This is a genomic window from Pseudomonas shiyinii (genome assembly GCF_056725765.1).
Genome location: NZ_CM161522.1, coordinates 4,763,268 through 4,779,157, shown reverse-complemented (window position 1 = coordinate 4,779,157; position 15,890 = coordinate 4,763,268). Strand labels below are relative to the sequence as shown.

Below are 15,890 nucleotides of genomic sequence, written 5' to 3'. Positions count from 1 at the left end.
GGGACCGCTAGGGTGTGCGCATGAATGATCTGGCCAACTCCACAATGACCCAAAATTCTCCCCCCGTGCGGATTGACTTCAATACGCCCGAGCTGCAACGCAAGCGGCGCCTGCGTGCGCTGAAGGACCGTCTGACCCGCTGGTACGTACTGGTGGGCGGGCTTGCCGTGCTGGCAGCCATCACCCTGATCTTCTTCTACCTGGCCTATGTGGTGCTGCCACTGTTCCAGGGCGCCACGCTTTCCAGCAAGAAGGCCCTGGAGCCGACCTGGCTGCAACAGGACGCCGGCAAGCCGCTGATGATCGCCCTCGAGGAGCAGAACCTCGTGGGCATGCGCGTTTCCGACAAGGGCCAGGCGCTGTTCTTCGACACCAAGACCGGTGCCGAGGTCAAGCGCATCGACCTGCCGCTGCCGGCGGGTGTCCAGGTAGCCTCGATCAGCGCCGACCAGCCGGGCAGCCCGATGGTGGTGCTGGGCTTGTCCAACGGCCAGGCGCTGGTGTTCAACCACAGCTACAAGATCACCTATCCGGACAACAAGAAGACCATCACCCCGGCCATCGACTTCCCGTATGGCCAGCAAGCGTTCACCCTGGACGACCAAGGCCGTGCCCTCGAACACGTCAGCGTCAACGTCAACGGTGACACCCTGCTGCTGGCCGGCTCTACCGGTTCGCACTTGCAGGTGGTCGAGCTGACTCGCGAAGAGAACATGATGACCGGCGAGGTCACCAGCGAGCAGACCCGCATCGACCTGCCGCAGATGACCGAGACGGTCAAGGCCATCTTCATCGACCCGCGCCAGCAGTGGCTGTACGTGGTCAACGGCCGCGCCACCGCCGATGTCTTCAGCCTGCGCGAGAAGAGCCTGAACGGGCGCTACAAGCTGTCCGAGGACGGCGATACCGAGATCACTGCCAGTGCCCAGCTGGTCGGCGGTATCTCGCTGATCTTCGGTGATTCCAAGGGCGGCCTGAGCCAGTGGTTCATGGCCCGTGACCCGGATGGCGAGTCGCGCTTCAAGCTGATCCGCAGCTTCCAGATGGGCAAGGCGCCGGTCGTACAGATCGATGCCGAAGAGCGTCGCAAGGGCTTCATCGCCCTGGACAGCGCAGGCCAGCTGGGCGTGTTCCACAGCACCGCGCACCGTACCCTGCTGGTCGAGCCGGCTGCCGAAGGTGCCGGTATCCTGGCCCTGTCGCCACGCGCCAACCGCATCATCATCGAACAGGGTGGCAAGCTGCTGCCGCTGAGCCTGAAGAACCCGCACCCTGAAGTGTCCTTCAGCGCGCTGTGGGGCAAGGTCTGGTACGAAAACTACGACGAGCCGAAGTACGTCTGGCAGTCCACCGCGTCCAATACCGACTTCGAGCCCAAGCTGAGCCTGTCGCCGCTGACCTTCGGTACCCTGAAGGCCGCGTTCTACGCGATGATCCTCGCCGCACCGCTGGCCATCGCCGCCGCCATCTACACCGCCTACTTCATGGCCCCAGGCATGCGCCGCAAGGTCAAGCCGGTGATCGAACTGATGGAAGCGATGCCGACGGTGATCCTGGGCTTCTTCGCCGGCCTGTTCCTGGCGCCATACCTTGAAGGCCACTTGCCGGGCGTGTTCAGCCTGCTGCTGATCCTGCCGATCGGTATCCTCGTTGCCGGCTTCACCTGGAGCCGCCTGCCCGAGTCGATCCGCCTGCGCATCCCGGATGGCTGGGAAGCGGCGATCCTGATCCCGGTGATCCTGGTGATCGGCTGGTTCGCCCTGTACATGAGCCCGTTCCTCGAGACCTGGTTCTTCGGCGGCGACATGCGCCTGTGGATCACCAACGATCTGCGTATCACCTACGACCAGCGCAACGCCCTGGTAGTCGGTATCGCCATGGGCTTCGCGGTCATCCCGAACATCTACTCTATCGCCGAGGACGCCGTGTTCAGCGTGCCGCGCAGCCTGACCCTGGGCTCCCTGGCCCTGGGCGCGACGCCCTGGCAGACCCTGACCCGCGTGGTCATCCTCACCGCCAGCCCGGGTATCTTCTCGGCGCTGATGATCGGCATGGGCCGTGCGGTGGGCGAGACCATGATCGTGCTCATGGCCACCGGCAACACCCCGGTCATGGAGCTGAACCTGTTCGAAGGCATGCGCACCCTGGCCGCCAACGTGGCCGTGGAAATGCCCGAATCGGAAGTCGGCGGCAGCCACTATCGTGTGCTGTTCCTCGCCGCCCTCGTGCTGCTGATGTTCACCTTCATCATGAACACCTTGGCCGAGCTGATTCGCCAGCGTCTGCGCAAGAAATACTCGTCGCTTTGATAGAAAGGTAGAGATCCGTGAAAAAGGATTCCCTCAAAGGCTGGTTCAAGAGCGGCGCCCCCGGCGTCTGGATCAGCGGTGGCGCGGTCGCCATGGCGGTGATCATGACCGTCGGCCTGCTTGCCGTGATCGCCGTCCGCGGCCTGGGCCACTTCTGGCCGGCCGACCTGATCCAGGCCACCTACAAGGTGCCCGGCCAGGGTGACCATGTGATCATCGGTGAGGTGGTGCAAAAGGAAGAAGTGCCACGCGCCCGCCTCAAGGGTGCCGGCCTGCCGGTGCCGGAGGAAGGCCCGGAGTTCATGACCCGCGAGCTGGTCAAGGTCGGTAACCGCGACCTCAACGGCAGCGACTTCACCTGGCTGGTCGGCGAGTGGCTGGTCGACCAGCAGAAGCCTGCCGACCTGATCGCCCTGGAGCGTCGTGAGTGGGGCAATTTCTACGGCTACCTGGTGAGCGTCAAGGAAGAAGGCCGCGTGGTCGCCGAAGGTGCGGGTGCCTGGGCCGAGCTGCAGGCGCGCCTCAAGCGTGCCGACCAGCTGGCCTCCGAGCTGCAGACTCTCGAGAAAAAGGACATCGGCGCCATCAACCATGGCCTGGAGCGCCTGCGCTTGCAGACCCGCAAGCTGGAACTCGACGGCAAGCTGGACGCCGCGGCCCAGGCCGATATCGAAGCCGATCGCGCCGAGCTGAACAACCGCTACAAGGCCATCGAAGAGCGCCTGACCGGCCTGCACCAGGCCTTCTCCCGCGACAGCCTGGTGGCCCGCGACGGCAATGGCCGCGAAGTGGAGATCAACCTGAGCAAGGTGGTCCACGCGTACCAGCCCAACGGCATGTCGGTCATGACCAAGATGGGCGTGTATTTCAGCAAGGTCTGGGAGTTCCTCAGCGACGACCCACGTGAAGCCAACACCGAGGGCGGTATCTTCCCGGCTATCTTCGGCACCGTGATGATGACCCTGATCATGGCCGTGATCGTCACCCCGTTCGGTGTGCTGGCGGCGGTCTACCTGCGCGAATACGCCAAGCAGGGCCCGGTGACGCGCCTGATCCGCATCGCCGTGAACAACCTCGCTGGCGTACCGGCGATCGTCTACGGTGTGTTCGGCCTGGGCTTCTTCGTCTATGTGCTGGGCGGCTCGATCGACCGGCTGTTCTTCCCCGAGGCGCTGCCAGCCCCGACCTTGGGCACCCCGGGCCTGCTGTGGGCCTCGCTGACCCTGGCATTGCTGGCCGTGCCGGTGGTGATCGTGGCTACCGAGGAAGGCCTGGCGCGGATCCCGCGTACCGTGCGCGAAGGCTCCCTGGCCCTGGGGGCGACCAAGGCCGAGACCTTGTGGAAAATCGTCCTGCCGATGGCAAGCCCGGCCATGATGACCGGCATGATCCTCGCCGTGGCCCGTGCCGCGGGCGAAGTGGCACCGCTGATGCTGGTGGGGGTGGTGAAACTGGCACCGTCGTTGCCGGTGGACGGCAACTACCCGTACCTGCACTTGGACCAGAAGATCATGCACCTGGGCTTCCATATCTACGACGTCGGCTTCCAGAGCCCCAACGTCGAGGCTGCGCGGCCGCTGGTGTATGCCACCGCGCTGCTGCTGGTGCTGGTGATCGCCACCCTCAACCTCTCGGCGGTGTGGATCCGTAACCACCTGCGCGAGAAGTACAAGGCCCTCGACAGCTGATCCTGATTGCAAGCGTGCCGCCCGTGAGCCGGGCGGCCCTTTGAAACGAATTGATAGCGTATGGAGTTGACCATGCAGCAAGAATCCCACGCCCACGGCATCGACATGTCCGCCCTGGGCCGCGACAAGCAGAGCCTGCGCCTGGCTGAAGAAACCGTGGCCATCGAAGTACCCGGCCTGTCCCTGTTCTATGGCGACAAGCAAGCCCTGTTCGACGTGCAGATGAATATCCCCAAGCAGCGCGTGACCGCCTTCATCGGCCCCTCCGGTTGCGGCAAGTCGACCCTGCTGCGCACCTTCAACCGCATGAACGACCTGGTCGACGGTTGCCGCGTGGAAGGCGCCATCAACCTGTATGGCCACAACATCTACCACAAGGGCGAGGACGTGGCCGAGCTGCGCCGCCGGGTCGGCATGGTGTTCCAGAAGCCCAACCCGTTCCCCAAGACCATCTATGAAAACGTGGTCTACGGCCTGCGTATCCAGGGCATCAACAAGAAGCGCGTGCTCGACGAGGCGGTCGAATGGGCCCTGAAGGGCGCCGCGCTGTGGGACGAGGTCAAGGACCGCCTGCACGATTCGGCCCTGGGCCTGTCCGGTGGTCAGCAGCAGCGTCTGGTCATCGCCCGCACCATCGCCGTGGAGCCCGAGGTCCTGCTGCTCGACGAACCGTGCTCGGCACTGGACCCGATCTCGACCCTGAAGGTCGAGGAGCTGATCTACGAGCTCAAGTCCAAGTACACCATCGTCATCGTGACCCACAACATGCAGCAGGCGGCGCGTGTCTCGGACTACACCGCGTTCATGTACATGGGCAAGCTGGTCGAATTCGGTGATACCGACACCCTGTTCACCAATCCGGCGAAGAAGCAGACCGAAGACTACATCACCGGTCGCTACGGCTAATCCCCGGCTCCCACAGGATGTGTGCTGCTGTGCGGCACCCGGGAACGATACGAATTACTTGAAGCTTGCAGCTTCTTCGCGGAGCGAAACGATGATCAACAAAGAGAGCCTCACCCATCACATCTCCCAGCAGTTCAACGCCGAGCTCGAAGAGGTGCGCAGCCACCTCCTGGCGATGGGCGGCCTGGTCGAGAAGCAGGTCAACGACGCGGTCACCGCGCTGATCGAGGCCGATTCGGGCCTGGCCCAGCAGGTCCGTGAAGTCGACGAACAGATCAACCAGATGGAGCGCAACATCGACGAGGAATGCGTACGCATCCTCGCTCGCCGCCAACCGGCAGCCTCCGACCTGCGCCTGATCATCAGCATCTCCAAGTCGGTGATCGACCTGGAGCGCATCGGCGACGAATCCACCAAGATCGCCCGCCGCGCCATCCAGCTGTGCGAGGAGGGCGAGTCACCCCGTGGTTACGTCGAGGTGCGCCACATCGGCGACCAGGTGCGCAACATGGTGCGTGATGCACTGGACGCCTTCGCCCGCTTCGATGCCGACCTTGCGCTGTCGGTGGCCCAGTACGATAAGACCATCGACCGTGAATACAAGACCGCGCTGCGCGAGCTGGTCACCTACATGATGGAAGACCCGCGTTCGATCTCCCGCGTACTGAGCGTGATCTGGGCCTTGCGTTCGCTGGAGCGCATCGGCGACCACGCGCGCAACATCTCCGAGCTGGTGATCTACCTCGTGCGCGGCACCGATGTACGCCACATGGGCCTCAAGCGCATGAAGGCCGAAGTGCAGGGCGAAGCGGCGGACGATGCCGAAATCGCTAATGTTCCGGCGCAATCGGACGATAAGTAAGGTTGCTCCCGAGCATCGACGCCCGGCCTAGGCCGGGCGTTTTCGTTTGCGGTCGGGCAGCCGGCAGGCACCCGCGAACGATGAGAGAAGTCCCGGCGTGACCCATGGTTTGGCAAATGGCCATCAGTCGGCGGTAAGCTAGTCGGGGTTCAAGAGGAGTATCGATGAGTAAGGTCAACGTGCTGGTCGTGGATGATGCGCCGTTCATTCGCGACCTGGTGAGGAAGTGTCTGCGCAATGCCTTCCCGGGCATCGCCATCGAGGACGCGGTCAATGGTCGCAAGGCCATGACCCTGTTGGGCAAGGAGCGCTTCGACCTGGTCTTGTGCGACTGGGAAATGCCGGAAATGTCCGGCCTGGAACTGCTCACCTGGTGCCGCCAGCAGGCCGAGCTCAAGGACCTGCAGTTCATCATGGTGACCAGCCGTGGCGACAAGGAGAACGTGATCCAGGCCATCCAGGCCGGTGTATCCGATTTCGTGGGCAAGCCGTTCACCAACGAGCAATTGCTGACCAAGGTGAAGAAGGCCCTGACCAAGCTGGGCAAACTCGAAGGCCTGATGAACAGTGCGCCGGCTCGCATCAATTCGGCATTCGCCAACGATTCGTTGAGCGCACTCACCGGCGGGCGGGCCGAGACGGTCAAGGCCCCCGTGGCGGCCGTCGCGGCGCCCAGCAAGCCGTTGATCAGCACACCGGCGCCCAAGAGTGCGGCGGCAACGGCCCAGAGTGGGCGTGGCCAGGGCCAGCTGCGGCTTTCCAGCGGTACCCAGGCGTGTGTGATCAAGGCCTTGAGCCTCAAGGAAGCCTTGCTGGTGGTACGCCGCGGCACGACCTTGCCGCAGGTGCTCGAAGGCGCGGTGCTGGACCTGGAGCAGGGCGAGAATGCCGAGGTGGCACGCCTCAATGGCTATCTGCATGCGGTGGCTGCCCTGGAGGCCAAGCCCGACAGCGACTGGCTGCAACTGACCTTCAAATTCGTCGACCAGGATGCACAGAAGCTCGACTACCTGTCGCGGCTGATCGCCCGTGGCACCGCCCAGAAGCACTTCACCCCTGGCGCCTGAGCTATCGCAATCGCGGGACACACCGCTCTCACAGGCACACTGCGACCCTGGAGGAGCGGGCTTGTCCCGCGATGAAGACAGCCGACCAATTCCCGACCAACTGCAACACCTCGCCTGAAAGTGGCTGCTAGGCTTCGATTCATAACAACTATCAAAAAGCCACTATCATGCCCGCCCGCCTGCTGCTGTTCTGTGCCTTGCTCACGGCCTCGGCGTCGAGCCTGGGCATGACCCTCTACAAAACCACCGATGCCTTTGGTGTGGTGTCCTACTCCGAAAACCCGCTGCCTGGCGCCAGGCCGTTCGTACTGCGCGAACCCATGATCGAGCGTCTGGACAGCCAGGTACGCTTGCGCGTCGTGGAGGTTGCCGGGGGTACCCGCTTCTTCGCGCGCAACGAGTTGTTCGCCCCGGTGGAGGTCGAGCTTCGCCTGTATCGCCTGGTCGATGCCCAAGGTGGCAATGCGCCCCGGATCATCCGGCGTGTGGTGCCGCCGCGTTCGAGCCAGGCGCTGACCGTGGTGACCGCCGTGCCGGGCGGGCGCCTGCGTTATGAGACGAAATTCCGCCATGCCTTGGGCGACCCGAGCAAGCGACCCCAGGCCTTCCGCTATCCGTTCCCCTGGCGCGGTGGCCCGTTCCGCTTGAGCCAGGGGCCCAACGGGCGTTTCAGCCATTTCGGGCCCAAGGGGCGCTACGCGATGGACATCGCCATGCCCGAAGGCACGCCGATCGTCGCGGCGCGCGAAGGCGTGGTGGTGAAGGTGGAGAACCGCCAGCATGGTCGCGGCAACAACCCGGCGGGCAACTTCGTCAGGATTCTGCACCCGGACGGCACCATGGGGGTGTACTTGCACCTGATGCGCGGGTCGGTGGTGGTCAGCGAAGGGCAGCGGGTGGCCCAGGGCGCGCTGCTGGCCAGGTCGGGAAATACCGGCAACAGCAGCGGGCCGCACCTGCATTTCGTGGTGCAGCGCAATGTGGGGCTGGCGCTGGAGTCGATTCCCTACCGCTTCAACCGGCCGATTGGCGGGTTGCCGGATTTCACGGCAGGGAACCCTTGATTCGTATTGCCCGAGCCGATGCCCTGTAGGAGCGGGCTTGTCCCGCGATCAAGGGCGAAGCCCTTGCCAGGCGACAGAGATATCGGGCCAGGCCCAATCGCGGGACAAGCCCGCTCCTACAGGGTTCAATGGTGCATCTGGGAAAGAGCGCTCAATCGAGCTTGAGCACCTTGGCCAGCACGATCTTCGGCCCTTTCATCTTCTTGATGATGATGCGCAAGCCTTCGACTTCCAGCACTTCCTCTTCCTCCGGCACGCGCTTGAGCGTTTCGTATACCAGCCCTGCCAGGGTTTCGGCCTCGATGTGGTCCAGGTCAACGCCCAGCAGGCGCTCGACCTTGAACAGCGGCGTATCGCCACGTACCAACAGCTTGCCGGGCTGATAGGCGAGGATGCCGCGCTCGGTCTTGCGGTGTTCGTCCTGGATGTCGCCCACCAGCACTTCCAGCACGTCCTCCATGGTCAGGTAGCCGATCACCTTGCCGTCGGCCTCCTCGACCAGCACGAAGTGCGCGCCGCCCTTGCGGAACTGCTCCAGTAGTTGGGCCAGCGGCATGTGCCGGGACACCCGCTCCAGAGGGCGTGCCAGCTCGTCGAGGTCGATGGTCGCGGGCAGGTGGTCGAGTTCGGCCAGCTCCAGCAGCAGGTCCTTGATGTGCAGCAGGCCGGTGAACTCCTCGCGCTCGGCGTCGTAGACCGGGTAGCGGCTGAACTTGTGACGGCGCACCAGCGCCAGGATCTCCTTGAGCGGGGCATGGGCATCGATGCTGACCATGTCCTCGCGGGAGTTGGCCCAGTCGACCACTTCCAGCTCGCCCATCTCCACGGCCGAGGCCAGCACACGCATGCCCTGGTCGCTCGGATCCTGGCCGCGGCTGGAGTGCAGGATCAGCTTGAGCTCTTCGCGGCTGTAGTGGTGCTCATGGTGTGGGCCGGGCTCGCCCTGGCCAGCGATGCGCAGGATGGTGTTGGCGCTGGCGTTGAGCAGGTAGATGGCCGGGTACATGAGCCAGTAGAACAGGTACAGCGGAACGGCCGTCCACAGCGACAGCAGTTCGGGCTTGCGGATCGCCCACGACTTGGGTGCCAGCTCGCCGACCACGATGTGCAGGTAGGAGATCACGAAGAAGGCGACGAAGAAGGAGATCGCCTTGACCAGCTCCGGCGTGTCGACGCCCACAGCGGCCAGCACCGGCTCGAGCAGGTGGGCGAAGGCCGGCTCGCCGACCCAGCCCAGGCCCAGGGACGCCAGGGTGATACCCAGCTGGCAGGCTGACAGGTAGGCGTCCAGTTGATTGTGGACCTTGCGCAGAATGCTGCCCCGCCAGCCATGCAGCTCGGCGATGGACTCGACGCGGGTGGCGCGCAGCTTGACCATGGCGAACTCGGCGGCCACGAAGAAGCCGTTGAGCAGCACCAGGAGGAAGGCGAAGAGAATCATGCCGAAATCGGCAAAGAGAGAGATGAAGCTGAAACCAGGGGAAGGGTCCATGATGGAGTTTTTACGGGGTCCGTCTTGATAATGGTGAGAAAAAAAGTGCCAGCGATGGCTGGCACAGGGGATCCAATGTAGCGGCTGGAGCTGCAAAAGCAAAGGGTAGTGGTCTTGTTGGGGCTGCTTTGCGGCCCAATCGCCGGCAAGCCGGCTCCCACATCTGTTATTCGCTCCTTGTGGGAGCAAGGTCTTGAGTTGCTTGCCCCGGCTCTGTCGCGGTGTCGCTGAAAACAGCGCACGACAGGTGGGAGCCGGCTTGCCGGCGATTGGGCTGCGAAGCAGCCCCTCTCAGTGCTTACCGTTGGCCAATTGCGCCGGCGCGAAATGACACGTGAAGGTACTGCCATGCCCCGGCACGCTACTGATCTCAAGGCGCGCACGATGGCGCAGCAGCACGTGCTTGACGATGGCCAGGCCCAGCCCTGTGCCGCCGGTGTTGGAGGCGCGGCTGGAGTCGACCCGGTAGAAGCGTTCGGTCAGGCGCGGCAGGTGCTTGGCATCGATGCCGATCCCTGAGTCCTGCACGGACAGGTGGGCGCCTTGGTCGTCGGCCCACCAACGAACCCGGATGGTGCCTTCGTCCTGGGTGTACTTCACCGCATTGAACACCAGGTTGGAAAAGGCACTGCGCAGTTCCGACTCGCTGCCCTTCAAACGCACCCCTGGCGCGGCGTCCAGCGTGATGCGCTGGTTGCGCGGGCCGGATAGTGCCTGGGCATCGCTGGTGATCGATTGCAACAGGGCGTCGACCGCCACCGGCTGGTTGTCCGAGGGGTAATCGGTCGCCTCGAGCTTGGCCAGCAGCAGCAGGTCGTTGAGCAGCGTCTGCATGCGCGAACCTTGCTGGCTCATCTGCTGCAATGCCCGGTTCCAGCGTGGGTTCACGTCCTCGACGTTGTCGAGCAAGGTCTCCAGGTAGCCGGTGATCACCGTCAACGGCGTGCGCAGTTCGTGGGAGACGTTGGCGACGAAGTCCTTGCGCATCTGTTCGAGCTGGTGGATACGGGTGACATCGCGTACCAGCATCAGGTGCTCGTTGTTGCCGTAGCGGGTGATGTGCAGTTGCACACGCAGACGGTCATTGATCGGCGACGGGATTTCCAGCGGCTCGAGGTAGTTCTCGGCCTCGAAGTATTCCTTGAAGCGCGGGTGGCGTACCAGGTTGGTGACCGGCTGGCCCCCGTCCTGCGGGGTCTTGAAGCCCAGCAAGGTCTCGGCGGCGCGGTTCCACCACTCCAGGTTGCCTTCGCTGTCGAGCATGATCACCGCGTCGCGCAGCGCCGCGGTGGACTCCTGGACGCGGTCGATCACTGCCTGCAGGCGGCCACGCACGCGTTGGTCGCGGCGCTGCAGGTGGTAGATGCTGTCGAACACTTCGCCCCACAGGCCGTAGCCGTCGGGCGGGGCTTCATCGGGCTGGTGGTTGCGCAGCCAATCGTGCAGGCGCAGCAGTTGCTTGAGGGTCCAGCCCAGGTAGAGCGCAAGGCCGATGGCCAGGCTCCACCCGTAGTAGCCGCTGACCAGCCCGCCGACCAGGCAGACGGTGATCAGCAGCAGCATGTGGCGAATCAGGGTCGCGTGCCAGTTCTGGTTCAATTGACGGTCCTTGTACAGCGGCTTGCGGCGTGGCTTCGGGCTGGATCAGCTCTTGGTAGAGAAGCGGTAGCCGGTGCCCCGGACGGTTTGTACCAGATTTTCGTAGGCTTCACCCAATGCCTTGCGCAGGCGGCGGATATGCACGTCGACCGTGCGTTCCTCGACATAGACGTTGCCGCCCCAGACCTGGTCGAGCAGTTGACCGCGGGTATAGGCGCGCTCCTGGTGGGTCATGAAGAACTGCAGCAGGCGGTATTCGGTGGGGCCCATCTCGGCCGGCTTGCCATCGATGGTGACGCGGTGGCTGATCGGGTCGAGCAGCAGGCCGCCGACTTCGATCGGCGCTTCGCTGTCGCTCGGGCCGGTGCGGCGTAGCACGGCCTTGAGCCGGGCCACCAGTTCGCGTGGCGAGAACGGCTTGGTGATGTAGTCGTCGGCGCCGACTTCAAGGCCCTGGATCTTGTTGTCCTCTTCACCTTTGGCGGTGAGCATGATGATCGGGATATCACCGGTCAGCTCGTCACGCTTGAGGCGCCGCGCCAGTTCGATGCCCGAGGTGCCGGGCAGCATCCAGTCGAGCAGGATCAGGTCCGGCTTGCGATCGACGATGATGGCATGGGCTTGCTGGGAGTTCTCCGCTTCCAGGCAGTCATAGCCGGCCATTTCCAATGCAACGGCGATCATCTCGCGAATGGGCGCTTCGTCGTCGACGATCAGAATGTTTCTGCCAACCATGCTTGATACCTCTCCCGGGAACTGTGTCTGGCCCGCATTAGATAACGGAATTATTGCAGCTGTGTGACAGGCCATTGGCGTTTATGGCGACATTCCATGACTGGACTAGGCTTGAAAGGGCCGCCGAGGCGGTGTTTCAGCCCCCACTCCCCCCGAAACGATGGTGATTCCAATGACACGACATACGCTGAGCTGGATGGCCCTTTTCGCTGCGCTGGCGCTACCGGGGGTGGCGTCTGCCCACCACGCGATGGAGAAGGATGGCATGTGGGTCGATCATGCCGGCATGACCCTCTACACGTTCGACAAGGATGCCGACGGCAAGTCCATGTGCAACGGCGAATGCGCCAAGAACTGGCCGCCGCTGCTGGTCAAGCCCGACGACGAAGCCGCCAAGGACAAATGGACCCAGGTCACCCGTGACGACGGGGCCAAGCAGTGGGCCTATGACGGCAAGCCGCTGTACACCTTCATCAAGGACAAGAAGGCCGGGGACAAGACCGGCGATGGCGTGAAGGACGTCTGGCATATCGCCAAGCCTTGAAGCTACGGGCCCAATCGTCGGCAAGCCAGGTCCCACTGTTGGTGGCACTGAGCCCTTGTGGGAGCCGGCTTGCCGGCGATTGGGCTGCAAGGCAGCCCCCTGAGCCCCTTCAGCGCAACGCGTAATCCAGCACCACGCCGATGAAGATCAGCATCCCCGCCCAGTGATTGTGCAGGAACGCCTTGAAGCACGACTCCCGGTCCAGCCTGCGCGTCGACCAGTACTCCCAGGCAAAGCACGCCGCCGCCGCCAGCAAGCCCAGGTGGAACCAACCGCCCATGTCGAAATGGCTGCCGGCGAGCAGCAGGCACCCCAGCGAGAGCATCTGCAGTGTCAGGATGATCGTCCGGTCGGCCTCGCCGAACAGGATCGCCGTGGACTTCACGCCGATCTTCAGGTCATCGTCACGGTCGACCATGGCGTAGTAGGTGTCGTAGCCCACGGTCCACAGCAGGTTGGCGATGTACAGCAGCCAGGCGCTGGCCGGCAGCTCGCCACCTGCGGCGGTGAAGGCCATGGGGATGCCCCAGGAATAAGCAGCGCCCAGCACCACCTGGGGGTAATAGGTGTAGCGCTTCATGAACGGGTAGCAGAATGCCAGGGCTACTGCACCGAACGACAGCCACACGGTCCTGGCATTGGTGCACAGCACCAGCAGGAAGCTCACGCCGACCAGGATGGCGAACAGCATCAGCGCTTCGCGGGGCTTCACCCGGCCACTGGCCAGCGGTCGGTCAGCCGTACGCTTGACGTGGCCGTCCACCTTGCGGTCGGCGAAGTCATTGATGCAGCAACCGGCTGCGCGCATCAGCACCACGCCCAGGCCGAAGATCAGTACGTTGGCCAGGGTCGGCGAGCCGTTGCCGGCGATCCATACCGCCGACAAGGTCGGCCACAGCAGCAGGTAGATGCCGATCGGGCGGTCCATGCGGCTGAGCTGGATGAAGTCCCAGGCCCGAGGGTGCAGGCGGTTGAACGACTTGAGCAAGTGCAGGTACATCAGCGGTTTTCCTCCTTGGCCACGCGCCACAGCTCTGGCAGAAAAACCTCGGCCACCAGGACGTCGAGGTTGTCACGTTCGAAGCGCGAGCGCCGCCCCCACAAATCGTCATGGACTACGTCGAGCGGCAACCAACTCCGTGGATAGCGGCAAACCTCGATAGGATGACGAATGAACGCCTGGTCGCAGAACAGCAGTTCGCCCAACGAGCGGCTGCCCAGCGTTTCCAGGTCCAGGCCGCCCCGTTCCAGGGCGCTGCGGCTGGCCACGCTGCGGGCGAATACCCATGGTTGGCCATGCCCGCGCAGGTACACCTCGCGCACCCAACCTTCGGCGCCTGGCGCGAGGCCCAGCGCTTGGCATTCATCATCACGCAGCGATTGCCAGCCTTCGAACAGCGGGTCGACGGCGAAATGGTCTTGGGACAGATGGACCAGCCGGCGGGTCAGGGAGCCTTCATCGAACAGCCAGCCGAGGGTCGGCTGGTCGACATCGGTTGCCAGCTGTGAATACGGCAGCCACGCGACAGCGGCTGCTTGCGGGGATTCGTACGACACGTCGATATGCTTGTTACAGCCAGAGAGGCCGCGAGCTTAGCATGATTGCCCCGACTGCTTGCATAATGGCGGCCGCCCCTACAGGCAGTCAGCACATTAAAGACGAGGAAAACCAACCCCATGAAAAAGTGGCAATGTATTGTCTGCGGCCTGATCTACGACGAAGCCGAGGGCTGGCCGGACGACGGCATCGCCCCAGGCACTCGCTGGGAAGACGTGCCGGAAGACTGGCTGTGCCCCGACTGCGGTGTCGGCAAGAGCGACTTCGAAATGATCGCCATCGGCTGATCGCAACCCATTCAACGAGAGGAAGCACGACATGACGTCCCCTGTGGTGATCATTGGTACCGGCCTGGCCGGTTACAACCTGGCCCGCGAGTTTCGCAAGCTCGACGACCAGACGCCGCTGCTGCTGATCACCGCCGACGACGGTCGTTCCTACTCCAAGCCCATGCTCTCCACGGGCTTTGCCAAGCACAAGGATGCCGACGGCCTGTGCATGGCCGAGCCGGGCGCCATGGCCGAGCAGCTCAAGGCCGAGATCCGCACGCACACCCGCATCAGCGGCATCGATCCAGGGCACAAGCGCCTGTGGATCGGCGAGGAAGCGGTCGAGTACCGCGACCTGGTGCTCGCCTGGGGTGCCCAGACGGTGCAGGTGCCGATCGAAGGCGATGGCGGCGACCTGGTGTTTCCCATCAATGACCTGGAAGACTACGCGCGCTTTCGTGCCGCAGCGGCAGGCAAGCGCCGTGTGCTGATCCTCGGGGCCGGCCTGATCGGTTGCGAATTCGCCAACGACATGAGCCTGGGCGGCTACGAAATCGATGTGGTCGCGCCTTGCGAACAGGTGATGCCGACCCTGCTGCATCCCGCCGCGGCCAGCGCTGTGCAGGCTGGCCTGGAAGGCCTGGGCGTGCGCTTCCACCTGGGGCCCGTATTGACCCGGCTGCAACATGCTGACGACGGCCTCGAGGCGCATCTGTCCGATGGCAGCGTGATCGCCTGCGACCTGGTTGTGTCGGCCATCGGCCTGCGTCCACGCACCGACCTGGCTGCCGCTGCTGGCCTGCAGGTCAATCGTGGTGTGGTGGTGGATCGCCAGTTGCGTACCTCCCACGGCAATATCTTCGCCCTGGGTGACTGCGCCGAGGTCGATGGGGTCAACCTGCTGTATGTCATGCCGCTGATGACCTGCGCGCGTGCCCTGGCTCAAACCCTGGCCGGCAACCCCACCGCCGTGGCCTACGGGCCTATGCCGGTCACGGTCAAGACCCCGGCCTGCCCGCTGGTGGTTTCGCCGCCACCGCCGGGCCATGAAGGTGTCTGGCAGGTGGAGGGACAGGGCGCCGACCTCAAGGTGCTCTGCCATGCGGGCGACGGGAAGCTGCTGGGCTACGCGTTGACTGGCACGGCGGTGATGGAGAAGCTGGCGCTGAATCGGCAGTTGCCACCCTTGATGGCATAAATAGCGGGCGCTCTGTCGGGTATGGCCTGTCCTTGGCGCGACAATGGCCGCCCAGGCACTGGCGCGCCTTCGGTGGGCGTGCCATCCTCACTTCCGTCTGCCGCAGATTAGAGCCTGCGGTGCCTTTGAACGCTGCTTCACACGGCAGCACGGCAATAACAACAAGAAATCCCGTCCAAGAGGCTTCACTATGCGTAAACCAGAACTCGCCGCTGTTATCGCCGAAAAGGCCGATCTGACCAAGGAAAAGGCCAACCAGGTCTTGAATGCCATCCTCGACAGCATCACCGGTGCGCTGGACAAGGACACCGTCACCCTGGTCGGTTTCGGTACCTTTGAAAAACGTCATCGTGGTGCTCGCACCGGCAAGAACCCGCAGACCGGCCAGCCGGTCAAGATCAAGGCCAGCAATACCGTGGCTTTCAAGCCTGGCAAGAACCTGCGCGACAGCGTCAACCAACCTGCCAAGCCAGCAAAGAAAGGCAAGTGATCGGTTTTCGATAATCACCTTATCCGAACGGGCGCCCTGGGCGCCCGTTGTGCATTCTGGGAAACGGAAAAGCCCCGAAACAGCAGAGTTGCATTCCACGTCCGATAAA

General features: G+C 63.8%; 15 protein-coding genes. 10 read left to right on the top strand and 5 right to left on the bottom strand.

The window, feature by feature from the left end; all coding sequences use genetic code 11:
- Window positions 1-20 precede the first annotated feature (20 nt).
- The 6 genes from ACXHGZ_RS21635 to ACXHGZ_RS21610 all read left to right on the top strand — a co-directional run bounded on the left by ACXHGZ_RS21635 (window position 21) and on the right by ACXHGZ_RS21610 (window position 7,896).
- A complete protein-coding gene (locus ACXHGZ_RS21635; protein ID WP_480461471.1) occupies window positions 21-2,309 on the top strand; it encodes an ABC transporter permease family protein in 2,289 nt (762 codons plus the stop codon).
- 17 nt (window positions 2,310-2,326) lie between these two features.
- The gene (pstA, locus tag ACXHGZ_RS21630) at window positions 2,327-3,997 is read left to right on the top strand and encodes a phosphate ABC transporter permease PstA (protein ID WP_084855313.1); all 1,671 of its coding nucleotides are present in this window, start codon (window positions 2,327-2,329) and stop codon (window positions 3,995-3,997) included.
- 72 nt (window positions 3,998-4,069) lie between these two features.
- Window positions 4,070-4,903 (top strand): phosphate ABC transporter ATP-binding protein PstB, encoded by an 834-nt coding sequence (pstB, locus tag ACXHGZ_RS21625; protein WP_480461468.1) that lies wholly within the window; start codon window positions 4,070-4,072, stop codon window positions 4,901-4,903.
- 91 nt (window positions 4,904-4,994) lie between these two features.
- Window positions 4,995-5,765, top strand: a complete 771-nt coding sequence (gene phoU / locus ACXHGZ_RS21620) for a phosphate signaling complex protein PhoU (RefSeq protein ID WP_084855314.1) — start codon at window positions 4,995-4,997, stop codon at window positions 5,763-5,765.
- A gap of 164 nt (window positions 5,766-5,929) precedes the next feature.
- Complete coding sequence (locus ACXHGZ_RS21615; protein WP_480461466.1) at window positions 5,930-6,832, top strand: response regulator; 903 nt, start codon at window positions 5,930-5,932, stop codon at window positions 6,830-6,832.
- A gap of 167 nt (window positions 6,833-6,999) precedes the next feature.
- On the top strand, window positions 7,000-7,896 hold the full coding sequence (locus ACXHGZ_RS21610; protein ID WP_480461464.1) for a peptidoglycan DD-metalloendopeptidase family protein: 897 nt from the start codon (window positions 7,000-7,002) through the stop codon (window positions 7,894-7,896).
- 151 nt (window positions 7,897-8,047) lie between these two features.
- Here ACXHGZ_RS21610 and ACXHGZ_RS21605 read toward each other — a convergent pair whose 3' ends face one another.
- From ACXHGZ_RS21605 to phoB, 3 genes are all read right to left on the bottom strand, one after another.
- Window positions 8,048-9,388, bottom strand: a complete 1,341-nt coding sequence (locus tag ACXHGZ_RS21605; RefSeq protein WP_084855317.1) for a hemolysin family protein — start codon at window positions 9,386-9,388, stop codon at window positions 8,048-8,050.
- 291 nt (window positions 9,389-9,679) lie between these two features.
- Window positions 9,680-10,951 (bottom strand): phosphate regulon sensor histidine kinase PhoR, encoded by a 1,272-nt coding sequence (gene phoR, locus ACXHGZ_RS21600; RefSeq protein WP_253249311.1) that lies wholly within the window; start codon window positions 10,949-10,951, stop codon window positions 9,680-9,682.
- 81 nt (window positions 10,952-11,032) lie between these two features.
- Entirely contained in the window at window positions 11,033-11,722 is a 690-nt protein-coding gene (gene phoB / locus ACXHGZ_RS21595) for a phosphate regulon transcriptional regulator PhoB (protein WP_003253341.1), read from the bottom strand.
- Between the two features lie 172 nt (window positions 11,723-11,894).
- Between phoB and ACXHGZ_RS21590 the strand changes: the two genes are divergently transcribed.
- Complete coding sequence (locus ACXHGZ_RS21590; protein ID WP_196155897.1) at window positions 11,895-12,266, top strand: COG4315 family predicted lipoprotein; 372 nt, start codon at window positions 11,895-11,897, stop codon at window positions 12,264-12,266.
- A 109-nt stretch (window positions 12,267-12,375) separates the two neighbouring features.
- On the opposite strand, the gene ubiA is transcribed toward ACXHGZ_RS21590, so the two are convergent.
- Both ubiA and ACXHGZ_RS21580 read right to left on the bottom strand, forming a co-directional pair.
- Complete coding sequence (ubiA, locus tag ACXHGZ_RS21585) at window positions 12,376-13,266, bottom strand: 4-hydroxybenzoate octaprenyltransferase (protein ID WP_196155896.1); 891 nt, start codon at window positions 13,264-13,266, stop codon at window positions 12,376-12,378.
- Complete coding sequence (locus ACXHGZ_RS21580; protein ID WP_480461462.1) at window positions 13,266-13,823, bottom strand: chorismate--pyruvate lyase family protein; 558 nt, start codon at window positions 13,821-13,823, stop codon at window positions 13,266-13,268. The genes ubiA and ACXHGZ_RS21580 overlap by 1 nt, the downstream gene beginning before the upstream one ends.
- Before the next feature lie 120 nt (window positions 13,824-13,943).
- Here ACXHGZ_RS21580 and ACXHGZ_RS21575 point away from each other — a divergent pair, with 120 nt between their 5' ends.
- From ACXHGZ_RS21575 to ACXHGZ_RS21565, 3 genes are all read left to right on the top strand, one after another.
- Window positions 13,944-14,111, top strand: a complete 168-nt coding sequence (locus ACXHGZ_RS21575; RefSeq protein WP_011536423.1) for a rubredoxin — start codon at window positions 13,944-13,946, stop codon at window positions 14,109-14,111.
- Between the two features lie 31 nt (window positions 14,112-14,142).
- The gene (locus ACXHGZ_RS21570) at window positions 14,143-15,291 is read left to right on the top strand and encodes an NAD(P)/FAD-dependent oxidoreductase (protein ID WP_480461459.1); all 1,149 of its coding nucleotides are present in this window, start codon (window positions 14,143-14,145) and stop codon (window positions 15,289-15,291) included.
- A 190-nt stretch (window positions 15,292-15,481) separates the two neighbouring features.
- Window positions 15,482-15,781, top strand: a complete 300-nt coding sequence (locus ACXHGZ_RS21565; RefSeq protein ID WP_043209915.1) for an HU family DNA-binding protein — start codon at window positions 15,482-15,484, stop codon at window positions 15,779-15,781.
- Window positions 15,782-15,890: the final 109 nt, after the last annotated feature.